This window comes from Kitasatospora sp. NPDC036993 (assembly GCF_055607525.1).
In genome coordinates this window covers 150,280-171,916 of record NZ_JBVJRP010000012.1, presented here as the reverse complement: position 1 = coordinate 171,916, position 21,637 = coordinate 150,280, and the positions used below count along the sequence as shown (strand labels likewise).

At 74.6% G+C, this 21,637-nt stretch carries 23 protein-coding genes; 11 read left to right on the top strand and 12 right to left on the bottom strand.

The genetic code is table 11. From position 1 onward, the window contains the following. Positions 1-92: 92 nt before the first annotated feature. The 3 genes from ACZ7C5_RS25845 to ACZ7C5_RS25835 form a co-directional block, all read right to left on the bottom strand. Entirely contained in the window at positions 93-1,130 is a 1,038-nt protein-coding gene (locus tag ACZ7C5_RS25845) for a glycoside hydrolase family 6 protein (RefSeq protein WP_401092129.1), read from the bottom strand. Between the two features lie 227 nt (positions 1,131-1,357). After that, complete coding sequence (locus tag ACZ7C5_RS25840; protein ID WP_401092130.1) at positions 1,358-2,083, bottom strand: uracil-DNA glycosylase; 726 nt, start codon at positions 2,081-2,083, stop codon at positions 1,358-1,360. Between the two features lie 204 nt (positions 2,084-2,287). Beyond that, positions 2,288-3,067, bottom strand: a complete 780-nt coding sequence (locus tag ACZ7C5_RS25835) for an HAD-IIA family hydrolase (RefSeq protein WP_188295330.1) — start codon at positions 3,065-3,067, stop codon at positions 2,288-2,290. A 178-nt stretch (positions 3,068-3,245) separates the two neighbouring features. On the opposite strand from ACZ7C5_RS25835, the gene ACZ7C5_RS25830 reads away from it, so the two are divergent. Together ACZ7C5_RS25830 and ACZ7C5_RS25825 are read left to right on the top strand one after the other, a co-directional pair. Beyond that, positions 3,246-4,322 (top strand): Gfo/Idh/MocA family oxidoreductase, encoded by a 1,077-nt coding sequence (locus ACZ7C5_RS25830; RefSeq protein ID WP_401090942.1) that lies wholly within the window; start codon positions 3,246-3,248, stop codon positions 4,320-4,322. A 96-nt stretch (positions 4,323-4,418) separates the two neighbouring features. Next, on the top strand, positions 4,419-5,021 hold the full coding sequence (locus ACZ7C5_RS25825) for a hypothetical protein (protein WP_470323547.1): 603 nt from the start codon (positions 4,419-4,421) through the stop codon (positions 5,019-5,021). A gap of 44 nt (positions 5,022-5,065) precedes the next feature. Here ACZ7C5_RS25825 and ACZ7C5_RS25820 read toward each other — a convergent pair whose 3' ends face one another. Continuing rightward, on the bottom strand, positions 5,066-5,488 hold the full coding sequence (locus ACZ7C5_RS25820) for a type II toxin-antitoxin system VapC family toxin (protein ID WP_317619944.1): 423 nt from the start codon (positions 5,486-5,488) through the stop codon (positions 5,066-5,068). Continuing rightward, positions 5,481-5,765, bottom strand: coding sequence for a type II toxin-antitoxin system Phd/YefM family antitoxin (locus ACZ7C5_RS25815; RefSeq protein WP_188295332.1), 285 nt, complete (start codon positions 5,763-5,765; stop codon positions 5,481-5,483). Before ACZ7C5_RS25815 ends, ACZ7C5_RS25820 begins: the two co-directional genes overlap by 8 nt. A 283-nt stretch (positions 5,766-6,048) precedes the next feature. On the opposite strand from ACZ7C5_RS25815, the gene ACZ7C5_RS25810 reads away from it, so the two are divergent. Further along, entirely contained in the window at positions 6,049-6,342 is a 294-nt protein-coding gene (locus ACZ7C5_RS25810) for a DUF6412 domain-containing protein (RefSeq protein WP_317619945.1), read from the top strand. A gap of 94 nt (positions 6,343-6,436) precedes the next feature. Continuing rightward, on the top strand, positions 6,437-7,147 hold the full coding sequence (locus ACZ7C5_RS25805; protein ID WP_470323546.1) for a YidC/Oxa1 family membrane protein insertase: 711 nt from the start codon (positions 6,437-6,439) through the stop codon (positions 7,145-7,147). Positions 7,148-7,203: 56 nt separating this feature from the next. Here ACZ7C5_RS25805 and ACZ7C5_RS25800 read toward each other — a convergent pair whose 3' ends face one another. After that, on the bottom strand, positions 7,204-7,887 hold the full coding sequence (locus tag ACZ7C5_RS25800) for an HAD family hydrolase (RefSeq protein ID WP_401090935.1): 684 nt from the start codon (positions 7,885-7,887) through the stop codon (positions 7,204-7,206). A 25-nt stretch (positions 7,888-7,912) separates the two neighbouring features. Further along, positions 7,913-8,488 carry an NUDIX hydrolase gene (locus ACZ7C5_RS25795; RefSeq protein WP_401090934.1) on the bottom strand — a complete coding sequence of 192 codons (576 nt, stop codon included), beginning with the start codon at positions 8,486-8,488 and terminating at the stop codon, positions 7,913-7,915. A gap of 330 nt (positions 8,489-8,818) precedes the next feature. Between ACZ7C5_RS25795 and ACZ7C5_RS25790 the strand changes: the two genes are divergently transcribed. Both ACZ7C5_RS25790 and ACZ7C5_RS25785 read left to right on the top strand, forming a co-directional pair. Then, on the top strand, positions 8,819-9,586 hold the full coding sequence (locus ACZ7C5_RS25790) for a CDP-alcohol phosphatidyltransferase family protein (RefSeq protein WP_470323545.1): 768 nt from the start codon (positions 8,819-8,821) through the stop codon (positions 9,584-9,586). A gap of 417 nt (positions 9,587-10,003) precedes the next feature. Next, on the top strand, positions 10,004-11,824 hold the full coding sequence (locus ACZ7C5_RS25785) for a hypothetical protein (RefSeq protein ID WP_401090930.1): 1,821 nt from the start codon (positions 10,004-10,006) through the stop codon (positions 11,822-11,824). Between the two features lie 78 nt (positions 11,825-11,902). On the opposite strand, the gene ACZ7C5_RS25780 is transcribed toward ACZ7C5_RS25785, so the two are convergent. Continuing rightward, a complete protein-coding gene (locus ACZ7C5_RS25780) occupies positions 11,903-12,238 on the bottom strand; it encodes an ArsR/SmtB family transcription factor (RefSeq protein WP_401090928.1) in 336 nt (111 codons plus the stop codon). 108 nt (positions 12,239-12,346) lie between these two features. Here ACZ7C5_RS25780 and ACZ7C5_RS25775 point away from each other — a divergent pair, with 108 nt between their 5' ends. Beyond that, on the top strand, positions 12,347-13,333 hold the full coding sequence (locus tag ACZ7C5_RS25775) for a quinone oxidoreductase family protein (protein WP_401090926.1): 987 nt from the start codon (positions 12,347-12,349) through the stop codon (positions 13,331-13,333). A gap of 308 nt (positions 13,334-13,641) precedes the next feature. Here ACZ7C5_RS25775 and ACZ7C5_RS25770 read toward each other — a convergent pair whose 3' ends face one another. Further along, on the bottom strand, positions 13,642-13,839 hold the full coding sequence (locus tag ACZ7C5_RS25770) for a hypothetical protein (protein WP_401090925.1): 198 nt from the start codon (positions 13,837-13,839) through the stop codon (positions 13,642-13,644). Between the two features lie 166 nt (positions 13,840-14,005). Here ACZ7C5_RS25770 and ACZ7C5_RS25765 point away from each other — a divergent pair, with 166 nt between their 5' ends. Both ACZ7C5_RS25765 and ACZ7C5_RS25760 read left to right on the top strand, forming a co-directional pair. Continuing rightward, a complete protein-coding gene (locus ACZ7C5_RS25765) occupies positions 14,006-15,364 on the top strand; it encodes a helix-turn-helix transcriptional regulator (protein ID WP_401090923.1) in 1,359 nt (452 codons plus the stop codon). A 175-nt stretch (positions 15,365-15,539) separates the two neighbouring features. Further along, positions 15,540-16,376 (top strand): NmrA family NAD(P)-binding protein, encoded by an 837-nt coding sequence (locus ACZ7C5_RS25760; protein ID WP_470323544.1) that lies wholly within the window; start codon positions 15,540-15,542, stop codon positions 16,374-16,376. A gap of 18 nt (positions 16,377-16,394) precedes the next feature. Here the strand turns inward: ACZ7C5_RS25760 and ACZ7C5_RS25755 are convergent, their stop codons facing one another. Continuing rightward, positions 16,395-17,003, bottom strand: coding sequence for a hypothetical protein (locus ACZ7C5_RS25755; RefSeq protein WP_470323543.1), 609 nt, complete (start codon positions 17,001-17,003; stop codon positions 16,395-16,397). 370 nt (positions 17,004-17,373) lie between these two features. Then, positions 17,374-18,306 carry a zinc-binding dehydrogenase gene (locus ACZ7C5_RS25750; RefSeq protein ID WP_470323542.1) on the bottom strand — a complete coding sequence of 311 codons (933 nt, stop codon included), beginning with the start codon at positions 18,304-18,306 and terminating at the stop codon, positions 17,374-17,376. A gap of 79 nt (positions 18,307-18,385) precedes the next feature. Here ACZ7C5_RS25750 and ACZ7C5_RS25745 point away from each other — a divergent pair, with 79 nt between their 5' ends. Then, positions 18,386-19,087 (top strand): TetR/AcrR family transcriptional regulator, encoded by a 702-nt coding sequence (locus ACZ7C5_RS25745; protein WP_470323541.1) that lies wholly within the window; start codon positions 18,386-18,388, stop codon positions 19,085-19,087. 169 nt (positions 19,088-19,256) lie between these two features. Here ACZ7C5_RS25745 and ACZ7C5_RS25740 read toward each other — a convergent pair whose 3' ends face one another. After that, positions 19,257-20,717, bottom strand: coding sequence for an MFS transporter (locus ACZ7C5_RS25740; protein WP_470323580.1), 1,461 nt, complete (start codon positions 20,715-20,717; stop codon positions 19,257-19,259). Positions 20,718-20,905: 188 nt separating this feature from the next. On the opposite strand from ACZ7C5_RS25740, the gene ACZ7C5_RS25735 reads away from it, so the two are divergent. Further along, positions 20,906-21,361, top strand: coding sequence for a MarR family winged helix-turn-helix transcriptional regulator (locus tag ACZ7C5_RS25735; RefSeq protein ID WP_470323540.1), 456 nt, complete (start codon positions 20,906-20,908; stop codon positions 21,359-21,361). Positions 21,362-21,637: the final 276 nt, after the last annotated feature.

Here is a 21,637-nt window from a genome sequence, read left to right as displayed (position 1 = left end):
CCCGGAACGACGCGAGCGGCCCGGGCCGGCCGGGGCGACGCGATCAGCCCTGATCGCCCGGGCCGGGTGACGCAGCCGGTGCAGGCCGTGCCTCAGCGCGCCGCCTGCGCCAGCCCGAGCGCGTACGGCAGCCAGAACTCGCCCGCCCTGGGCTCGCCCCGGCCGCAGTCGCCGTCCGACTCCCCCGGGTTCTTGATCCACAGGTAGGCGTCCACCCCGGGCCGCCCGGTCTCGGTGGTCGGCCGGTCGCCGAGCGCACGCCCCTGCGGGTTGCACCAGGAGTCCCCGCCCATCGCGCCGTTGCCGCTGCGGCTGGTGTCGACGACGAAGTGCTTCCCGCCCAGGGCCGCGGAGAGCCTGGCGCCGTACGCCGCGTTCCGCTCGGTGTCGTAGAAGTTGGCGACGTTCACGGCGAAGCCGTCCGCCGCGGCGATGCCCGACTTGCGCAGGGCGGCGGCCAGTTCCTCCGGGTCCTGCGCCCAGCCGGGGTTGCCCGCGTCCAGGTAGACCCGGGCGTTCGGGTTCTTCTTCAGCTCCTGGACGGCGAAGGCCAGCAGGCCGTACCGCTCGGCGGCCAGGTCGCCCTTGATCCCGCAGGTGTCCAGGGTGTGCGCGACGGCGTCCGGTTCCAGCACCACCCAGGCCTTGCGGTCGCCGAGGGCCTGCGCGACGCCGGTGATCCAGGACCGGTAGGCGGCCGCGTCGGAGGCTCCGCCGGCCGAGTACTGGCCGCAGTCGCGGTGCGGGATGTCGTACGCGACGAAGACGGCCGTCCGGCCCGACTCGGTGGCCCGGCGGCTCACCTGCTCGGCGATCTCCTTGGCGCCCTGCTCGCCGAGCCACTGCGAGGAGGGCTGGGAGGCGATCCGCTGCAGCGTGTCGGCCTCCACCGTCCGGCCCTGGCCGCGCAGCGCGGCGGCCTGGCGGGCGGCGTTGGTCTGGTCGGAGACGTAGAAGGTCTGCCCGGGGAGCTGGGCGAGCCCCCCGGCCTGGCCCGTCCCCGCGGAGGCGCCCCCACCCGCGGTGGCACCCGTCCCCGTGGCGGCGCCCGGTTTGCCGCCGTCCGAACCGCTACAGCCGGACACGGCCGCCAGCACCCCGGCCAGCACCGCCCCCACGGCCCACCGCAACGTCCCTGTCCGCCCCAGCCCGTGCACGTACCGCCCCTCCCCGGCACCGGTCAGGCGACCGGTCCGCACCAGCTAAGCACACCCGGCACCGGCCGGCGGCCACCGGTGGTGAACGGCAAGTGGCCGTGGGCGAACGGGACATCGAACCCGCCCGGCCCACGGCCACCAGCACCCGACAGCGCCCGGGAACGCCCGAGCCGGGGCTCAGGCACCCCGCGACCCGGGGCTCAGCCCTTCAGGTTCGGCACCTGCCAGTCGATCGCCTCGGCGCCGAAGGAGTCCAGCGCGGTGTTGATCTGCGAGAACGGGCGGCTGCCGAAGAACAGCTTGGCCGAGAGCGGCGACGGGTGCGCGCCCTGCACCACCACGTGCCTGGTGGTGTCGATCAGCGGCAGCTTCTTCTTCGCGTAGTTGCCCCACAGCACGAACACCACCGGCTCCTCGCGCTCGCTCACCGCCTTGATCACCGCGTCGGTGAACTTCTCCCAGCCCTTCGCCTTGTGCGAGTTGGCCTCGTGCGCGCGGACCGTGAGCACCGCGTTGAGCAGCAGCACGCCCTGCTCGGCCCAGTGCATCAGGTAGCCGTTGTCCGGCGCCGGGATGCCCAGGTCGGCGTCCAGCTCCTTGAAGATGTTGCGCAGCGACGGCGGCGTCTTGGTGCCCGGCAGCACCGAGAAGCTCATGCCGTGGGCCTGGCCGTTGTCGTGGTACGGGTCCTGGCCGAGCACGAGCACCCGGACCTTGTCGTACGGAGTGGCGTCCAGCGCGGCGAACTCCTGGCCGCTCGGCGGGAACACCTCGTGCTCCGCACGCTGGGCCGCCACGAAGGCCGCCAGCTCCGCGAAGTACGGCTTCTCCGTCTCGGCGCCCAGCACCCCGCGCCAGGACTCGGGCAGTTCCAGCCCGCCGTCCGCGCCGGCCCCGACCACGCCCGCCTCGACAGTGTCCGTCACGACATCTACCTCCCACACCGCGGCTGCTGCGCCGCACGCCCTCTTTCACCCCGAACGCTACACAGCCCCACTGACAACCGGCTCCCCCGGAGCGGGTTCCGGGCCGCCGCGATCTGACGGATGGTCAGCAGAGACGGTGCGGACACACGACGGCCCCGCCCCGGCGACCGGCCGGAACGGGGCCCCGCGGCGGAACCGCGCAGGTCAGATCAGCTCGACCAGGTCCGCGATCGACTGGACCACCCGGGTCGGCCGGTACGGGAAGCGCTCCACGTCGGAGGCGGAGGTCAGGCCGGTGAGCACCAGGATGGTCTCCATGCCGGCCTCCATGCCCGCGACGATGTCGGTGTCCATCCGGTCGCCGATCATCACCGCCGTCTCGGAGTGGGCGCCGGCCGTGTTCAGCGCCTCGCGCATCATCAGCGGGTTGGGCTTGCCGACGAAGTACGGGTCGACGCCGGTCGCCTTGGTGATCAGGGCCGCGACCGAGCCGGTGGCCGGCAGCACGCCCTCGGTGGAGGGGCCGGTCTCGTCCGGGTTGGTGCAGATGAACCGGGCGCCCTGGTTGATCAGGCGGATCGCCTTGGTGAGCGCCTCGAAGGAGTAGGTGCGGGTCTCGCCGAGGACCACGTAGTCGGGGTTGTTGTCGGTCAGCACGTACCCGGCCTGGTACAGGGCCGTGGTGAGCCCCGCCTCGCCGATCACGTACGCCGTCCCGTTCGGCCGCTGGCTCTTGAGGAACTTGGCCGTTGCCAGGGCGGAGGTCCAGATGCACTCCTCGGGCACCTCCAGGCCCATCCCGGCCAGACGGGCGCTGAGGTCGCGCGGGGTGTAGATGGAGTTGTTGGTGAGGACCAGGAAGGGCTTGCCGGACTCCCGCAGCCTGCGCAGGAACTCCTCCGCCCCGGGGATCGGCGTGCCCTCGTGGATGAGGACCCCGTCCATGTCGGTCAGCCAGGACTCGATGGGCTTACGGTCTGCCACGTGCGTGTCTCCCGAAGTGTTGCAACGTCTTGCATGGTACGAAGGCCCTGACGCGGCACAGCCTAATCCGCGCACCTGGCCGATGGCAGCACGTCCCGCCCACCGGGACGCGGCCGCCGGCCCGCGGCCGTCCCGTCGAAACCGGGAGCAACCGGGCGCCGCGTGGTTGAGTGGGCGCATGAACCCGCAGACGACCTCCCGCCCGTTCCGCGTCGGCCTGATCGGCTACGGCCTGGCCGGCTCCGCGTTCCACGCGCCACTGATCGCCACCACGCCGGGGCTGCGGCTGGACGCCGTGGTCACCGCCAACCCCGAGCGGCGGGCCCGGCTGGCGAGCGAACACCCCGGCGCCCGCGCCGTGGACACCCCCGAGCAGCTGCTGGCCGACCCGGACGCGCTCGACCTGGTCGTCATCGCCTCGCCCAACCGCACCCACGCCCCGCTCGCCCACGCCGCCCTGCGGGCCGGCCTGGCCACCGTCGTGGACAAGCCGCTGGCCGGCACCGCCGCCGAGGCGCTGGAGCTGTGCCGGCTCGCCGAGGAGCAGGGCGTCCTGCTCTCGGTCTTCCACAACCGTCGCTGGGACGGCGACTTCCTCACCGCGAGCCGGCTGGTGCGCGGCGGCGCGCTCGGCCGGGTGCACCGCTTCGAGTCCCGCTTCGAGCGCTTCCGCCCCAAGCCGAAGCCGGGCTGGCGGGAGCTGGCCGACCCGGCCGAGGTCGGCGGCACGCTGTACGACCTGGGCAGCCACCTGGTCGACCAGGCACTCACCCTGTTCGGGCCGGTCGAGACGGTGTACGCGGAGATCGACGTGCGGCGCGACGGCGCGGTGGTGGACGACGACGCCTTCCTCGCCCTCACCCACGCCTCCGGCACCCGCTCGCACCTGTGGACGAGCGCCGTCACCCCGCTGATCGGCCCCCGGCTGCGGGTGCTCGGCGACACGGCCGGCTACGTCAAGCCCGGCATGGACCCGCAGGAGGCCGACCTGCGGGCGGGCCTGCGCCCGGACGGCACCCGCCCCTGGGGCGCCGACCAGCCCTCGCACTACGGCACCCTCGGCACCGACGAGTCCGCGATCCGGCTGCCCACGGACCGGGGCGACTACCCCCTCTTCTACGCGGGCATCGCCGCCTCCCTGGCCTCCCCCGGCACCCCGCCTCCGGTCGATCCGCGCGACGCGGTGGCCACCCTCGCGGTGCTGGAGGCCGCCCGCGCCTCCGCCGCGACCGGGACGGCGGTCCGCCTGGGCTGACGCGCGCCTCGCCCGGCCGGCCGCCACACCCCTGCCGCCGCACTCCTGGAGGCATTCCCCTGGAGCCCTGCCTCGCGCCGCTCCTAGGATGATCGGATGAGCAGTCAGCGGGGGCGGCAGGCCGACGGCGAGGAGCGCCTCCGGCGCGAGCGGGAGTGGTCCGCCGAGCAGAAGAAGCGCGAGAAGGCGTGGAGCGCGGAGTTCGAGGAGCGCCGGAAGGCCAAGGAGGCCGAGGAGCAGGAGCGCCGGCGGGCCGCGGCCATCGCCTCGAACCGGGCGGCCTGGGCGACCGGCCGGGCGGGCGGAAGCGAGACCATCGGCTACGTCGACGTCACCGGACCCGACGCCGTGCCCGTACGGATCGCGGTGGTGTGGCTCGGGCGGTTCGGGGCCACCGCCCGGCCGCTGAACGACTACCGCCCGCTCCGCAACGTCGACGTGGGCGGCGGCGAGGGAATCATCTACCTGATCCCGTACGCGGCCCTCGTGGGCCTGAACTTCGGGGTCCGCTGGCTCGTCCTGCAACTGCTCGGCCGCCCGCTCTGGGCCGTCGCCGCCAGGACGGGGGCCGACCGGGGCGGGCGGGGCAGCGCCACCGTCCTGCTGCGCACCCGGGACCGGGCGACGGCCCTGAAGCGCGCGGCCGCCCTCGCCGACCGGGTCGAGCAGGACGGGACCACCGCCCTCAGGACCCGCTGACCCTCAGGACCCGCTGACCTCACGACCGGCCGGCCCGCTGACCCTCACAGCCCGATGACCTCCACCGCCGAGCCCAGCCCGCGGAAGTCCGACACGTTGCGGGTGTACAGCGGCAGCCCGTGGGCGGAGGCGACCGCCGCGATCATCAGGTCGATCCGGCGCGGGCGCGGCTGCCGCCCGGCGGCGATGGTCAGGGTGACCAGCGTCCCGTAGCGGGCGGCGGCCGCCGCGTCGAAGGGCAGCGGGTCGAAGTCCGCCATCGCCGCGCCCAGCACCTCAAGCCGGGCCGCCCGGCCGGCCGGGTCGCGGGCCATCGACACGCCCTGCTGCAGCTCGGCGAAGGTGATCGCGGTCAGCTCGGGCACGGCCGGCAGGTCGGCCGGGTTGAGCAGCGCCAGATCGATGTACACACAGGTGTCCAGCACCCCGGCCGGCCGCCGCCGGGGCGCTCTGCGGCGCTCAGCCACGCCGCCGCTCGAACGGGTCGCCGTCCTCGTCCCCCACCAGCTCCTCGGGCCCGAAGTACTCCTCGGCCTCCTTGCGCATCTGCTGGTAGTCCACCCGCGGCAGCTTCACGTGCCGCGCCACCAGCTCCTCCGCGGTGAGCCGCCGGCGCCCGGACACCGGCCGCAGCTCGGCGACCTCGACCCCGTTCCTGGTGATGTGGAAGGTCTCCCCCGCCTCCACCGCGTCCATCACCGCGGCGGAGTTGTTCCTGAACTCCCGCTGGGTAATCGTCTTCACCCCTCCACGGTAGCCCCGCGTAGCCCCCTTGGCTACACCTCGCACGATCCCCCCGCGATCCCGCGAAACCCCGCCCCTTGCCGGTCCGCGACCGTCACGTTCGCATACAAAGGGGAGTTCCGGGAGACCCGGCCCCGCCGAAGCGGGAGGGGGACGCGGCGTGGGTGTGCGCGGGGGACGTTCCGTAGGGGGTTTCCCCGATGGAGGCGGGAACCCGGGGGCTCGTAGGATCGTCCTGCTGGTACGTCAGGAAGCCGAGGGACGCCGGGAGGGGGCAGCCGCCGTGGCCGTGGTCGCGATGCTGCTGGGCCTGCTCCGGGTGTTGACCGGGGAGTTGGTGGCCGACAGCGGGGCGCTGGCGTCGGTGGCGGCCGTTGCGGCCGTGGTGCTGGTGGCCGGGGCGGTCGCCGGGGCGCTGGCCGGGGCTCGGCTGCTGGGGGCGCGGGCGCCCGCGGCGGTGCGCAGCGGGGTGCTGCGGCGTCGGGCGTTCGGTACGGCGTTCCTTCCGCAGCGTGATCCGGACGCCCGGGGCAGGCGACGCCCCAGGGCACCGGGAGCGGCCCCGGCGGCCGCGTGAAACCCCTGGTCCCTCTGGTGCCGTAGGAAGATTCCTCGCAGGCCGTCCTCCGCCGATCGCTCATGTCCTGAGACCCCGGAGGGCTCGCTTCACCATGTCCGTACTCGCTGTTCTCGACCCGGCCGTCGCCGTCGCGCACGCCGCCGTCGCCGCCGTCGCCCACCTGGTGCCGACGGCGCTGGCCATCGTCCTGTTCACCGTCGCCGTCCGGCTGGCGCTGCATCCGCTGGCGCGGGCGGCGGCGCGCGGGGAGAAGGCCAGGGCGCGGCTGGCGCCGAAGGTCGCCGCGTTGCAGAAGAAGTACCGGGACCGGCCGGAGCGGCTGCGCGAGGCGCTGGCCGAGATGTACCGGAAGGAGCAGGCGTCGCCGTTCGCGGGGTGCCTGCCGATGCTGGTGCAGGTCCCGTTCTTCTCGGTGATGTACCGGCTGTTCACCACCCCGAACGACCTGCTGGACCGCACCCTGTTCGGCGTGCCGCTGGGCCTGCACGTCACGGGTGTGCACGGCGCCGGCCAGTGGGTGGTGTTCGGGGTGCTGTTCGCCGGGCTGGCGGCGGTGGGGTACGTCAACTTCCGCCGGGCCCGGCGCGCGGCCGCGGCGGCGATTGTGAGTGCGGCGCAGCCCGCCCCGCAGCCGGGGGCGGGGCTGCTGCCGTACCTGTCGTTCGGCTCGGTGCTGTTCGCGGCGCTGGTGCCGGTGGCCGCCGTGCTCTACCTGCTGACGACCGGCGTCTGGTCGGCCGCCGAGCGGGCCCGGTTGTACCGGGACGGGACGCCGGTGCCGGCCGCCGCGCTGATGACCTGATGTCCCGATGAAGCGCTGAGCCGCTGAGCCGAAGCGACCGGCCGACCGGCCGACCGTCAGAAGTGGCGCAGCAGCTCGGGAAAGGCTCCGATCCGCAGCGTCGCCTCGTCCGGGCCGAGCTCCTCGTGCTCCAGCACCCAGGTGTGCTCGTGCGGGATGAAGACGGTGTGCAGGCCGGCCCGGCGGGCGGGGGCGATGTCGGACTTGGGCGAGTTGCCGATCATCCAGGTGCGGCCCGGGTCGAGGTCGAGGTCGGCGGTCAGCTGCCGGTAGGTGTCGACCGACTTCTCGACGACGATGTGGATGCCCCGGAAGTGGTGGTCGATGGCGGACTCGGCCACCTTGCGCTGCTGCTCGCCCTGGTCGCCCTTGGTGAGCAGCAGCAGGTGGTGGCGGTCGGCGAGGGCCGCCAGGGTGTCGGCGACGCCGGGGATCAGCTCGACGGTCCGGCTGGTCAGCGGGGTGAGCAGGTCGTCGATGCGGGCCTGCTCGTCCGCCGTCGGCGTACGGCCGTTGAGCCGTTGCAGGCAGTCGGCGAGGCTCTGCCGGAAGACGGCGGCGCCGTAGCCGAGGGCGGCGGAGTTGACGGCCTCGATTTCGTTCAGCAGGGCCCTGGTGCGCTCCTGCTCGGCCGGGGCGGCGACCCAGTCCAGGAAGCCGTCGATGACCCGCTCGAAGAGGACGTTGTTCTCCCAGAGCGTGTCGTCGGCGTCGAAGATCAGGATCTGGTCGGTGTGCATCCGGTGGTCTCCAGGGTGAGGTCGGTCAGGCGGGCGGCAGCAGGCGGGCGGCGCGGTCGAGCGTCTGCCGGAGGTTCTCCTCGGTGGTCCGCCGGCCGGCCTCCTCGATGGTGAGCCACTCCAGCGGGGACGCCGGGTTCTCCGGCCTGGCCTGCTCCGGGGTGCCGGTGGCGAGCAGGAAGCGCAGGTCGGCGTGCTCGTGCGCGGGTTCGGCGGGCGAGGCGGGGACGGGCACCACGGCGAGGTGGACGAGGGCGGGGCCGGGCCAGGGGGTGAGGTCGGTCAGCCCGGACTCCTCCAGGCCCTCGCGCAGGGCGATGTCCAGCGGCCTGGTCTCCCCCGGGTCGCCGTGGCCGCCGACGTGCAGCCAGGCCTGCTGACGGACGTGCCAGCGCAGCAGGACGCGGCGGGTCGGCGGGTGGACGATCAGCGCGGAGGCGGTGAAGTGGAGTGGGAAGGTGCCCCTGTTCCAGGCGTCGGCGACGCCGAGGAGGCGGCGGGCCCGCTCGTGGTCGGCGGTCTCCACCGGACCCTGCGGGTGGTGGTCGTCCAGCAGTCGGGCCAGGTCGGGGCTCGGGGACGGGCGGCCCGTGGTCACCATCGGTCTGCGCTCCTCGTTCCGCTCCGGGACGGCACCGGCCGCGCGGACCGTGGGCCGTGGAGCACGTCGGCCGGCGTGCGGGCGGGCGGGCGGGCGGCCCGGGGCTTCGGGTTCCGGCGAACCCGCGCAGCCTAGCCCGGGGGCGCTCGGGCGTCCCACCGGTTTTCACCGGCGGGAGCACCGGTCCACAGGCCTTCCGGCGGGCGCCCCGACGGACGTTCCACCGGAGGACACCTCCCGTACCGCCGGCGGCGTACCGGCTGGTCCGGGCGTTTCCCCGGAGGCCGTAGCCTGTGGTGATCGTTTCGGGACAGGTGGAGGGATGTCGTCATGGTGGCTGCTCCGGCACTCGCCGAGCTGCGCGAGGTGTGCCAGCCGCAGGCCAAGATTCAGAGCCGCAACGGCGAGCACTGGGCGGGACGGCTGTACATGCGGCGGATCTCGCTGCGCACCACCCGGCAGCTGGTGCGCACGTCGGTGTCGCCGAACACCCTCACCTGGGTGATGGTGGTGTGCGGGGTCGGTGGCGGCGCGGCCCTGCTGATCCCGGGCCTGACCGGTGCGGTGCTGGCCGCCGTACTGTTCCAGCTGTTCCTGCTGTTCGACTGCGTGGACGGCGAAGTGGCGCGCTGGAAGCGCCAGTTCAGCATGGCCGGGGTGTACGTGGACCGGCTCGGCGCCTACCTGGCGGACGCCGCGCTGATGATCGGCGCGGGCGTACGGGCGGCCCGCGGCGGGTCGGAGCTGTGGGTGTCGGTGGGGCTGGCGGCCGCGCTGGGCGTGGTGCTGCTGAAGGCCTCGACGGACCTGGTGGACGTGGCCCGCGCCCGCAGCGGGCAGCTGCCGGCGACCGAGGAGTCGACGCAGCCGCGCTCCCAAGGCATCGCGACGGCCCGCAAGGTCGCCTCGCTGTTCAAGATCCACCGGGTGGCGAACGGCATCGAGGCCTCGCTGGTGCTGCTGGCGGCGGCCGTGGCGGACGCGGGGCTCGGCCACCTGGACGCGACCCGGTGGGTGCTCGCGGGCATCACGGTGATCACCTGGGGCATGGTGGTCGCGCACCTGGCGTCGATCCTTTCCTCCTCCCGGCTGCGATGAGGCCGAAGCGCTGAGACCGATCACCCCGGGGCGGACCGCCCCGGGCCGACTGGCCGAGGCCGGCCGCGCCGAGCGGCCTGGCCCCGCTGTGGACGCCGTTCGCCGCGCGGTGGGCCGCGCCGGGTCCGGACATGACCCCGCGCGGCCACCTGCTGGTCGGCTTCCTCTACCTGCCGACCCGTCGCCTGGGCCCCGTTGCTCGCGGCCGTCACCGTGTCGTACCACCGCCGGCACCGGACGGTGGCGGACGCGGCCCCGCGCCCGGCCTGAGGGCCGATGAAGCCCCAGGGCCCTCCACCGCCGCGATGATCCGGACCTGATGTCAGGGCCCCCCTTCCTTCGGAACCAATTGGACTACATATTCAGTCCAACGGCATATACAGTCGTCCGACAGTCCGACAGAAGGGGGGCACGTCCATGCCGCACCGCACGCCCGCCCGGCCGCGCCGACTCCGGCCCGCCACCACCCCGCCCACCACCGGCATTCCGTTCAGCAGCATCCCGATCAGCGCCCTGCTCGCCACCGCCCGCGCCGCCGCCGTCCGCACGGCCGCCACCCGGCCCGCCGTCGTCCTGCTCGTGGGGTACCTCGCCGAGCTGCTGTTCCGGCTCGTCCTCGTCCGGCGCATGAGCTTCCCGTCCGTCCACCCCGACGAGGACTCCTACCTCGCGATCGCCCGCGTGCTGGCCGGCGGCTCGGCGACCGAGATCCCGGTCGGCGTGGTCATCCCCGGCGGCTACCCGCTGCTGATCTCCCCGGCGCTGCGCCTGGCCGGCGATCCGGTGACCGCCTACCACCTGATCATGGACATCAACGCCGCCGTCAACGCGCTGGTCTTCCCGCTCGCCTACGTCGCACTGCGCCGCCTCGGCCTGAACCGCCGGCTCTCGTACCTCTTCGGCGCCACGACCGCGCTGCTGCCGCCGGTGATCTTCTACTCGCAGTTCGTGATGACCGACGCCGTGTTGCCCGTCCTGGTGCTCGCCTGGCTGCTCTGCCTGCACGGCTGGCTCGCCGACGGCCCGGCACGGCGCCGCGCCTGGCACGCCGTCGGGGCGGGCGCGGCCGCCGGCTACACGATGGCCGTGCACGACCGCGGCGGGGTGGTGGTGGCGCTGACCGCCGCCGTCCTGCTCGGCGTCCTGCTGCTGCGCCGGGCCCCGTGGCGCGCCACGGCGGCCGGGCTCACCGCGCTCGGCCTCGGCGTGCTCGGCGCCAAGCTGCTGGAGGCCTGGCTGCACGCGCGGTTCACCGTCGAGAACAGCGACGTCGGCGGCTACCTCTGGGAGGGTCTGACCGACCCCGAGGCGGCGCAGCGGACCCTCGCCAGGACCGCCGGCCAGACCTGGTACTTCATCACCTCCACCTGGGGCGTCGGCGGGCTGGCCGTCGTCGCCTGCCTGGGTGCGGTGTTCGACCGCCGCAGGCCGCGCGCCCTGCGGATCACCGGCGGCGTGCTGGTGGCGCTGCTGTTCGGCACCGCCCTGGCCTCCGCCGCCGCCCTGCCGCCCGACGGGCGGGTCGACGACTGGGTGTACGCCCGCTACACCTCCTACCTCGCCCCGGCGGCCTTCGTGACGGGCGTCGCGGTGCTCGCCGGGTACGGGCGGCGCGCGCTGCGCCGGACGGCGGCGGTCACCGCCGGACTCACCCTGCTGCTGGCCGAGGCCGTGCTCCTGTCGGCCGGCAAGGAGCTGCGCACGTCGAACTTCATCCCCTGGAGCCTGCCCGACGTCTCGTTCCTGGCCGCGAGCTGGGGCCGGCTCGACATGCTCCGCACCTCCGCCGCCGCGCTGATCGTGCTCGGCGCGGTGGTCATGGTGCGCAACGCCGGGGGCCGCCGGATGCTCCGGGTGCTCGGCGTCTCGCTGGCGCTGTTCGCCGCGTTCGCGACCACGACGATCACCACGCAGGTCGCCCGGCCGCACTCGGTGGGGCGCGAGGGCCTGGCGACCGGCTTCACCCGCGCCTCCGGGATCAGCCAGGACGACAACGTGGTGTTCGCCTGGGACATCGACTGGTCGCTGCGCGCCGTCCAGACCTTCGAGGTCTACCGGGGGAAGGTCTGGTCCCGCGACCCGCGCTGGCAGCCCGTCCCCGCGGAGGCGAACGCCATGGTCCTCCCGCTGCCCGGGGCGGGGAAGCAGGCGGAGGCGTACTGGCCGGACCATCCCGCCGACTGGTACGTCGAGCGGGTCGACGCCCGGCAGAACTGGGCGGTCTGGCGCCGCCGTTGAGCCGCCCGGCACCGAACCCGGCCGGCGCCGGGCCCGACCGGCACTGAGCCGGCCCGGCAACAAGCCCGACCGGGCCGGCTACCCCTCCGTACGGGTGTGGGCGGCGAGGACGGTGTCCAGCACCCCGGGGAAGCGCCGCTCCAGGTCGGCCGTGCGCAGCGCGGAGAAGCGCCGGTTGGCCTCCTCGCGCTGGGCGATCAGCCCGGACTCGCGCAGCACCTTGAAGTGGTGGCTCAGGGTGGAGGGCGCGACGTCCACCGGGAAGGTGCCGCAGGCCCGTTCGGGCTCGGTGCGCAGAATGCGGACGATGGTCATCCGGGTGGGGTCGGAGAGCGCGTGCAGGACGTCGAGGAGGTCGATCTCCTCGGCGGCGGGGTGCGCGAGTGCCGGTCGGCGGCGGGTATTGCGAGGCAAGGTCGACCTCCCTGATCTGCGATGTTCGACATCCATAGAAGAGGCGTGGTACCACTGCCCCGAGCTAATTTCGTATTTCGTCGAATATCGTAGCCGAGGGGGCCCGACATGCGCGCACTGGTGATGACCGCACCCGGTGGAGCCGAGAACTCACAGGTCCTGGAGATCGCGGCGCCGCACCCCGGGCCGGGCCAGGTGACGATCGACGTCGCCCGCGCCGGGCTGAACTTCGTGGACGTGATGACCCGCCGCGGCGACGCCGCGTACGCCGCCGAGTGGCCGTACCGGCCCGGCAAGGAGGTGTCCGGCACGGTCCGCGAGCTCGGCGCGGGCGTCGCCGGACTGGCGGTGGGCGACCGGGTTGTCGCCGCGCCGGTCGGCGCCGGGCTCGCCGAGGTGGTGGTCGCCGAGGCCGCCCTCACGGTGACGGTCCCGGACGGGGTGGCGCTGCGCGAGGCCGCCGCCGTCCCGCTCGGCCTGGCCACCTCGATGCTGCTGCTCACCGACGCCGGCCGCTTCACCGCGGGGGAGACCGTCCTGGTCCACTCGGCGGGCGGCGGGATCGGCAACGCCGTCGCCCGGCTCGTCCCGCTGCTCGGCGGCGGCCGGCTGATCGGCACGGTCGGCCGACCGGAGAAGACCGCGGCGGCGCTCGCCTCCGGCTACCGGCACGCGTTCGCCCGCGGCGAGGGCCTGGCCGAGGCCGTCCGCGCCGCCACCGGCGGACGGGGCGTCGACCTGGTGCTCGACCCGCTGGGCACCGCGGCCCTCGACCTCGACCTCGCCGTGGCGGCGCCCGGCGCGCGGATCGTCCTGTTCGGCAACGCCGGCGGCGGCGCCGTCGCCGACCTGCCTCCGCTCGGCCGCCTGATGGCGGGCAACCTGACCGTCACCGGCTTCAGCCACCGCGGCCTGGCCGCCACCGCCCCCGAGCGTCTGGCCCGCGCCATCCGCCGGGTCCTCGGCCTCCTCGCCGACGGCGGCCTTGAGCTGCCGGTCACCGAACTGGCCGGGCTCGACGCCGTCCCGGCCACCCACGACGCCATGCAGGAGGGCCGGGCGACCGGCAAGTACGTGGTGCGCGTCGGCGGCTGAAACCTGGAGCCCCCGACCAGGACGGAAACGCGGGAGCCCGGAACGGCACCGTGCCCTGCACGGGAAGCGACTCCGCCGACTTCCCGTGCAGGGCGCGCCAGGTCACCGAGGGGGATCGGCGAGCCGGCCGTTCAGCGCCCGGAGGGGCTCGCGGCGCCGGTGGTGGAGGATCCGGAGCCGGCCCGGCCGGTGGCGGTGGTGGCGGTACGGACGCGACGCTTCAGAGCCATGTGCATGACAGGGCTTCCTTTCGGAGGGAGGAAGGGGCGGAGGGGAAGAAGGCGACGGGAGTCGCCGGCGACGGCCGGTCAGCTCAGCGGCCTGCCGGGGCACCAGGCGTCGCCCCAGGCCGTCGTCTCGATGCACTTGTGGCCGCCCTGCCCGCCGACCGAGCCCGCCGGCGGCGCGCCGTGGAACACCGAGGCGCCGGCCGGGGCCACCCCGCCCAACCAGGCAGCGGCGCCCAGCGCGACCGCGACCAGGGTCCGCGTCACGATTCCTCGCATGGCGACAACTCCCATCACTTCGTGGACAGTTCGATACGATTCGGGCGTTTTCGCAGTTCCTGCCGCTGCCGCCCGGGCCGTGATCGTCACCCTGCCAGTCGGCGGATGGCCACGGCATCCCCCGCAGGGGATCATGAGCCTGCCTGGCAGCTTTAGGAGGCATGCGATGGAGCCCGGGAACGGTCCGGAACCGGCCGTCGGCGTACCCGCGCTCGACAGCGCGGCCGTCACGCTCTACCGGTGGACGGTGGTGCACGAGCGCCTCACTCCGGCGACCCTCGCGCAGGCCGCGTCGGAGACCGGCCTGAGCCTCCGGGAGTGCGAGTCGGCCGTCCGGCAGCTCACCGGGGCCTGCCTCTTCCAGGAGCTGCGCCCGGCCGGCGACCCGGCGGGCGCGGACCCGACGGGGGCGGGCCCGACGGCCGACGACCCGACTGCCGACGGCCCGACGGGGCCGGGCCCGGCGACCGACGGCCCGACGGGGGCGGGCCCGACCGCCTGGCGGCCCGTCAGCCCCCAGGCCGCGACCGCGCAGCTGCTCTCCGCGCGCGACACCGCCCTGCGCGCCCAGGAGGAGTCCCTGCGCGAGCAGCGCCGGCTCATCCAGCAGCAGCGCGACGGGCTCGCGGCGCTGCTGCCCGTCTACCTCCAGGCCCGTCAGCACGCCTTCCCCCAGGGCACCATCGACCGCCTGCCCGACCAGTTCGCGGTGCGCTCGCTGCTCTCGGACGTGATCGACTCCTGCCGCAGCGAGGTGCTGGTCTCCAAGCACGGCGGATCGTTCCCTCCGGCCGCCCTGCGCGAGGCACTGCCGCGCGACCTGGCGCTGCTCGACCGGGGCGTCCGGATGCGGAGCCTCTACCAGCACGCGACCCGCTTCGACCAGCCCACCCGGGTGCACTCGGAACGGCTCATCGAGGCCGGCGCCGAGATCCGGACGCTGCCGGAGGTGCTGCCGCAACTGATCATCGTGGACGGCTCGCTGGCCCTGCTGCCCGCCAGCTCGGGTGGCGCGCTGATCATCCGGGAGCCCGACCTGCTCTCCTACCTGCTGACGGTCTTCGAGCGGGACTGGGGGAACGCGACCCCGTTCGCCAGCGGCCCGCAGGCCGCGCACGACGTCACCAAGACGATGAAGCAGAGCATCCTGGTGCTGCTCGCGAAGGGCCTCAAGGACGAGTCGATCGCCCGGCGGCTCGGCATCTCCCTGCGCACCTGCCGCCGCCACGTCTCGGACCTGCTGGACAACCTCGGCGCGCACAGCCGGTTCCAGGCCGGCGTGGTCGCGGAACGGCTGGGCCTCACCGCGCACCCGGCACCGGCCGCCCCGGCCTCCGGCGAGGAGCCGACACCGGCCCCGGCCTGCCCGGCCTGCCCCGCGTGCGGCGGACCGCTGCCGACCGCCCCGGCCCCCTCCCCCGGCGGGCCGCGCCCGGGTGGCCGCCCACCGCGCTACTGCTCGCCCCGCTGCCGCTCCCGCGCCTACCGGACCCGGCAGAGGGAACGGGCGGACGGCGTCACGTAACCCGGCGGCGGCGTGACGTAACCCCGGCCGGCGCCGGGGCAGGGCGGGCGCGGTCCGCCCGGCTCCCCGCCGTGAACGCCCCGAACCCCTGCCGGGCCGTCGACCCCGCGAGGCCGCGAGGCACCGCCGGCAGCCGCCGGGCATAGCCCCCGCCCGGCGGGCGTTGACCCCCGGCATGACCAAGATTCTGGTGATCGGCGCAACCGGCAGTGTGGGCAGGCACGTTGTGGCCTCGCTGGCCGAAGGCGGCCACGAGGTAAGGGCGTTGGTGCGGGACCCGGCGAAGGCCGTACTGCCCGCGGGGGTCGAGGCCGTCCGGGGCGACCTGACGGATCCGGCGAGCCTGGAGCCGACGCTGGCCGGCGGGGTGGAGGCGGTCTACCTGATGTGGCCCGGCCTGCCCGTGCAGCCCCGGGTGGTGGAGCTGATCGCCCGGCACGCGCAGCGGGTCGTCTACCTCTCGGCGGACGTGCCGGACCTCGCCGACGACGAGCCGGCCGTGATCTTCCACCAGGAGATCGAGCGGCTGATCCGGCACTCGGGCCTGCGCTGGACCTCCGTCCGGGCGATCGACTTCGCGGGCAACCTGCTGGCCTGGGCGGACCAGGTGCGGGACGGCGTGGTCCGCTGGCCGTACGGGCGGGCCCGGCGTTCGCTGGTGCACGAGCGGGACATCGCGGACGTCGCGGTCCGGGCGCTCACCGAGGACGGGCACGACGGCGCCGCGTACGTGGTCACCGGCCCGGAGTCGCTCGCGCACGCCGAACTGGCCGGGATCATCGGCGAGGAGCTGGGCCTCGCGGTGCGCTGGGAGGAACTGCCGCCGGAGACGGCCCGCGAGCGGCTGACGGCGGCCTGGGGGAACGCGGCGTTCGTGGCGGCCCGGCTGCGCGCCTGGGAGTCGTTCACGCACGAGCCGGAGCGGGTGACCGACACCGTGCGGCAGGTGCTGGGGCGTCCGCCGCGCGACGTCCGCAGCTGGGTGCGGGATCACGCGGCGGACTTCCGGTAGACCGGACGGGTGGCGCGGTCAGTAGCGGACGGCCTTGACCACGACGGGGAGCAGCGTCGTGTCGGCCGGCTGCCTGCTGAACGCGACGGGCTGGGCCTTGCCGTTCGCCGGGACGTTCTCGGCGCCGACGACGGCACTGTCCACGGCCTTGCCGCTGGTGTCGGTGAAGTCGACCTGGACGGCGTAGGAGGCCGCGTCGAGCCCCGAGTTCTGGATCGTGACGACCACGGCGTGCAGGCCGCCGGTGTTCTGCCGCGCGATGCCGGTGATGGTGATGTCGTTCTGCGCGTTGCCGCCGTCCGTCACCCCGCTGAGCACCGAGGCGGCCTTCTCCCTGGTCATCGCCTGCTGCGCCGAGACGGAGGCCTCGAAGGCGGACGCCGCCGCGGAGTTGGAGGCGGCGGCGGCCACGGAGGCCTCCGACGCCGAGGCCGCCGCGGCCGACGCCGAGGCCAGCATCGACTCCGCGGCGGAGGCGACGGCGGAGGGCGGCTCGCCGGAGAAGGCGCTCGCGTTGGGCGGGGTGGCGGTCGGCGAGCCGGCCGCCGTGCCCGAGGAGCTGCTGCCGCAGGCGGCGAGCACGGCGGCGCCGGAGGCCGCCACGATCAGCGCGACCGTGCGCTGCATCGTCCACCTCCGGACCGGCGGCCGGTCGCCGCCCGACGTCTGGCCGCCGTCCGGGGTGCTGCGGGGCGCCGGACGGTGGCCGGGTCGGCCGTGGCTGGGGGGACTGTGGAGTTCACGCACCGAGGGATCCCTCTCCTGGTCGGTGTTCGGCGGCCGAGGGGCCCGTACGTCCCCATGCTTGGCAACAACCGGCTCCACAGCGACAGCTCATGACCCGTCCGAGTGGGGCGGGCCCGCGCCCGGGCGTCCCGGCCGGGGGCCGAACGGGTCCGCGGGCGGGCCTCGGGCACCGGCCCAGGGGTCCGAACGGGTCCGCGGGCAGGCCTCGGGCACCGGCCCAGGGGTCCGAACGGGTCCGCGGGCAGGCCCCTCAGGCGCCGATGGTCAGCACCGCCTTGCCGTGCAGCCGCCGCCCGAGCAGGGCGTCGACCGCCCCGGCCGCGTCGTCCCAGCCGCCGCGCCAGGTGATGCCGGGGTCCAGCTCGCCCGCCGCGACCCGGTGGGCGAGCCAGCCGAGGTCGCGGTCGAGGCCGGGGCAGGCGAGCAGGTAGAAGGAGATCACCGAGCGGTCGTGCCTGGCCGCGTCGCCGAAGAGGTCACCGAACGCGAAGTCCTCGCCCCGGCCGGAGCTGTGCCCGGCGGCGACCAGGGTGCCGCCCGGGCCCAGGACCCGGTAGGCCTCGACCAGGTGGTGTCCGCCGACGAGGTCGACCACGCCGTCGACCGGGCCAGCCGCCTCCTTCGGCGAGGTGACCACCTCGTGGGCGCCGAGCCCGCGCAGCACGTCGCCGTTGCGGGCGGGCGAGCCGGTGGACGCGATCACGTGCGCCCCCGCCGCCCGGGCGAGCTGGACGGCGTAGCGGCCGACGCCGCCGGTGGCGCCGGTGACCAGGACGCCGCGGCCGAGCAGCGGGCCGATGCGGTGCAGCGCGCGCAGGGCGGTGGCGGCGGCGACCGGGATGGTGGCGAGGGCGCCGAGGTCGGCACCGGCGGGCGCGGCGCCGATCAACCTGGTGTCCACCGCCCGCAGTTCGGCCCAGCCGCCGGCGGGCATCAGGGTGACCACCGGGGTTCCCTCGGCGGGGCCGGAGCCGTCGGCGGCGGCGCGTTCCACGGTTCCGGCGGCGTCCCAGCCGAGGACGGTGCCGTCGGGGGCCGCGTCGAGGCCGAAGGCGACCTCGCCGTAGTTGAGCGAGGTCGCGGTGACCCGGACCAGCGCCTGGTGCGGCGCCGGTTCGGGGTCCGGGGCCGTGCCGAGGCGCAGGCCGCCGGGGGCCGAGCGGTCGACCAGGAGTGCGCGCATGGAAGATCCTCCCCAAGATTCTGCCACTGAGTGGCATAAGCCTATAGGTGGCACTCCGGGCCTGACTACACTGACCGCGATGACTCCCGAGAACGCCACCGGCACCGCGCCCCGGGCGGGCGCCCCCGAGGCCCCGGGCGCCACGCTCCCGCTGCGCGAGCGCAAGAAGCTGCGCACCCGTCAGGCGCTGATCGACACCGCCCTGGAACTGTTCGGCGAGCACGGCTTCGACGGGGTGACGCTGGACCGGCTCTGCGAGGCCGTCGAGGTCTCCAAGCGGACCTTCTTCCGCGCGTTCACCAGCAAGGAGGACGTCGCGATGGCCCCCACCCAGGACCTGTGGGCGGCGTTCCTGGAGGTACTGGAGGCACTGGAGGCCCCGGCGGACCGGCGGCTGCTGGCTGTCCTGGAGGAGGCGCTCACCGGGGCGATCGGCCGGATGCCGGCCGACGGCTGGGCCGAACGCGCCCTGGCCAGCCGCCGGCTGGCCGCGGGGACGCCCTCGATGGACGCCCATGGACTGGCCTTCTGCGAGCGGACGACCCGGGAGGCGGTGTCGGCGATCGACCGCCGCTTCGCCCTCGACGGCCTTCCGGGCAGCGCCGGGCCGCGCGCCCGGCTGGCGGTGGACATGCTGGTCGCCGCGTTCCGCCAGGCGATGGACGGCTGGGTGGCGCAGCCGTACGGGCACACCCGCGAGGACCTCGCCCGGCGGCTGCGCGCGGCCTGTGCCGAACTTCCTGGCGCGCTCGCGGCGACGGTCGAGCCGCGACGGGCCTGAGGCACGGCGGGCCCGAGGTGCGGTCGCGCCGCCGTCGTTCCGCGGCGGTGACCCGGGCGCGCACGGGCCGGGCCGCATCCTTCCGGCCCGGGTCGGGCGGAGCCCGCCGGCGTTCCGATGGCCACCCCGAGGCCCGGGCGCGCGGGAGCACCGCGCGCCCGGGCAGGGCTCAGGCGGTGGCCGCCTCCGCGCCGTCCGCCTCCGGGGCGGGCACGGCCCGCAGCTGGGGAGCGGGCGGCGCGGGGATGACGGCGGCGACGGCGGCCGCGATCAGGGCGACGCCGCAGCCGATCACCAGGCCGACCCGGAAGCCGCCCTCCGAGGGCAGGGTGTGCCCGCCCAGGGTGACGGTCATCTGCGACAGCACCACGCCCATCACTGCGGCGGACACCGAGGTGCCCAGCGAACGCATCAGGGTGTTGAAGCTGTTCGCCGAGGCCGTCTCGGACAGCGGAACCGCACTCATGATCAGCGCGGGCATCGCCCCGTAGGCCAGGCCCACGCCGCTGTTGCAGACGACCGTCACGACCAGCACGCCCCAGGTGGAGCCCATCAGCGCCAGCGCCAGCCCGTACCCGACGGCGATCGTCAGGGCGCCGGCGGCCAGGGTGAACTTCGGTCCGCGGGCGGCCGACAGCTTTCCGCCGAACGGGGAGACCACCATCATCATCAGACCGCCGGGCGCCATCCACAGGCCCATGGCGAGCATCGACTGCCCCAGCCCGTAGCCGGTGGCCTCCGGCAGCTGGAGCAGCTGCGGCACGATCAGCGCCTGGGCGTACATGCCGAAGCCGACCAGGACGGAGGCGAGGTTGGTCAGCAGCACCCGGGGGCGGGCGGTGACCCGCAGGTCCACCAGCGGCTCGGTGACGCGCAGCTCCCAGCGGGCCCAGAGCATCAGGATCGCGGCGGAGGCGGCGAACAGGCCGAGGGTGCGGGTGCTGCCCCAGCCCCAGTCGCCGCCCTTGGAGACGGGCAGCAGCAGGCAGACCAGCCCGGCGCTCAGGCCGATCGCGCCGACGAAGTCGAAGCGCCCGCCGACGGGACGGCGGCCGGCCGCGGCCGGGGCGGGGATGACGGTCCAGAGCATGCCGATGATGACCAGGGCCAGCACGGCGGTGCCCCAGAACAGCACGCGCCAGCTGGCGTAGTCGGCGACGCCTGCGGCGATCGGCAGGCCGAGGCCGCCGCCGATCCCCATCGAGGCGCTGACCAGCGCGATCGCCGAGCCGAGCCGCTCGGGCGGCAGCACGTCGCGCAGCAGGCTGATGCCGATCGGCACCAGGCCCATGCCCATGCCCTGGAGTGCCCGGCCGATGATCATCGGCACCACGGAGTCGGCCAGCGCGCACAGCACCGAGCCGAGCAGCAGCGGGACACAGGAGGCGATGAGCATCGGCCGCTTGCCCACCAGGTCGCCGAGGCGTCCGCTGATCGGGACGAAGACGGCGGCGGAGAGGAGGGTCGCGGTGATGACCCAGGAGGCGTTGGACGCGGAGGTGTGCAGGAGTTGCGGCAGTTCGCTGATCAGCGGGGTGACCAGGGTCTGCATGATCGCGGCGACGGTGCCGGTGAAGGCGAGCGTCGCCACGATCGGACCGGTGCGGAGGGTGGGGGCGGGGCCGTTGATGACGGGCCTCCTCGGGCAGTCGAAGAGCAGACGTGTGCGAAAAACACACGATGTGCATGAAACACAGACTGGTCAGCTTACACAAGATGTGCGTCATGCACATCGTGTGTGATGCGCATACCTCTGGCATACTGAAGGGTGATTCACGGAGAACCCGCAGGTCGAAGCGGTGATGAAGGGACTTCGACATGACCAGCCCCACGCACGACGTCGCCCTCGAATTCCTGGTGTTCGCCCGGCACCGCGACCTCAGCCAGGTCAACGCCCGCCCCGAGGGCAGCCAGCTCGAACGCAGCGCCTACATCCTGCTCAGCCGCGTCGAGGCAGAGGGGCCCATGTCCATCGGGCAGTTGAGCGACGCCTTCGCCCTGGACGTCTCCACGCTCAACCGCCAGACGGCGGCCCTGAAGAGCGCGGGCCTCCTCGAACGCATCCCGGACCCGGACGGCGGCATCGCCCGCAAGTTCCGCCTGACCGACAAGGGCAAGCACCGGCTGGACGCCGAACGCGAGGCCCACGTACGGGCACTGAACCTCGTGATGGCCGACTGGCCGGAGGAGGACGTCGCCGGCTTCGCCGCCTACCTGCGCCGCTTCAACACCGGCATCGAGCGCCTCGACGGCCGCCCCTGGCCCCGGCATTGAGGCACCGGCGGGCCTGAGCAGTCACCATCGACGCCGTCCTCGTCCGCAACAGCCTTCTGCCGGACGCCATCGCCCAACTCGCCCCCGACGAGTGGCGCGACCTCGTCGCCGCCATCCGCGCCGGCGAGTTCGACGTCTGAACTCCCCCGCCGCGCCGGCCGGGGCGACTGTCCCCGGCCGGCGCTTCGATCGCCCCCAGGCCGCGATTCGGCACACCGGCGTTGAGCTGCTAGTCTTCCTTCTGTCGCGAGGAACATGATTCCTCGCCAGGCGTCA

What these genes read in the sequence shown, in the direction of transcription:
- ACZ7C5_RS25760 (WP_470323544.1), top strand. Translation starts at nt 15,540, where the DNA reads ATGACCAAGATTCTGGTGATCGGCGCAACCGGCAGTGTGGGCAGGCAC.
- ACZ7C5_RS25825 (WP_470323547.1), top strand. Translation starts at nt 4,419, where the DNA reads ATGAGCAGTCAGCGGGGGCGGCAGGCCGACGGCGAGGAGCGCCTCCGG.
- ACZ7C5_RS25795 (WP_401090934.1), bottom strand. Translation starts at nt 8,488, where the DNA reads ATGGTGACCACGGGCCGCCCGTCCCCGAGCCCCGACCTGGCCCGACTG.
- ACZ7C5_RS25830 (WP_401090942.1), top strand. Translation starts at nt 3,246, where the DNA reads ATGAACCCGCAGACGACCTCCCGCCCGTTCCGCGTCGGCCTGATCGGC.
- ACZ7C5_RS25765 (WP_401090923.1), top strand. Translation starts at nt 14,006, where the DNA reads ATGGAGCCCGGGAACGGTCCGGAACCGGCCGTCGGCGTACCCGCGCTC.
- ACZ7C5_RS25735 (WP_470323540.1), top strand. Translation starts at nt 20,906, where the DNA reads ATGACCAGCCCCACGCACGACGTCGCCCTCGAATTCCTGGTGTTCGCC.
- ACZ7C5_RS25745 (WP_470323541.1), top strand. Translation starts at nt 18,386, where the DNA reads ATGACTCCCGAGAACGCCACCGGCACCGCGCCCCGGGCGGGCGCCCCC.
- ACZ7C5_RS25805 (WP_470323546.1), top strand. Translation starts at nt 6,437, where the DNA reads ATGTCCGTACTCGCTGTTCTCGACCCGGCCGTCGCCGTCGCGCACGCC.
- ACZ7C5_RS25750 (WP_470323542.1), bottom strand. Translation starts at nt 18,306, where the DNA reads ATGCGCGCACTCCTGGTCGACCGCTCGGCCCCCGGCGGCCTGCGCCTC.
- ACZ7C5_RS25790 (WP_470323545.1), top strand. Translation starts at nt 8,819, where the DNA reads ATGGTGGCTGCTCCGGCACTCGCCGAGCTGCGCGAGGTGTGCCAGCCG.
- ACZ7C5_RS25770 (WP_401090925.1), bottom strand. Translation starts at nt 13,839, where the DNA reads ATGCGAGGAATCGTGACGCGGACCCTGGTCGCGGTCGCGCTGGGCGCC.
- ACZ7C5_RS25755 (WP_470323543.1), bottom strand. Translation starts at nt 17,003, where the DNA reads ATGCAGCGCACGGTCGCGCTGATCGTGGCGGCCTCCGGCGCCGCCGTG.
- ACZ7C5_RS25800 (WP_401090935.1), bottom strand. Translation starts at nt 7,887, where the DNA reads ATGCACACCGACCAGATCCTGATCTTCGACGCCGACGACACGCTCTGG.
- ACZ7C5_RS25785 (WP_401090930.1), top strand. Translation starts at nt 10,004, where the DNA reads ATGCCGCACCGCACGCCCGCCCGGCCGCGCCGACTCCGGCCCGCCACC.
- ACZ7C5_RS25775 (WP_401090926.1), top strand. Translation starts at nt 12,347, where the DNA reads ATGCGCGCACTGGTGATGACCGCACCCGGTGGAGCCGAGAACTCACAG.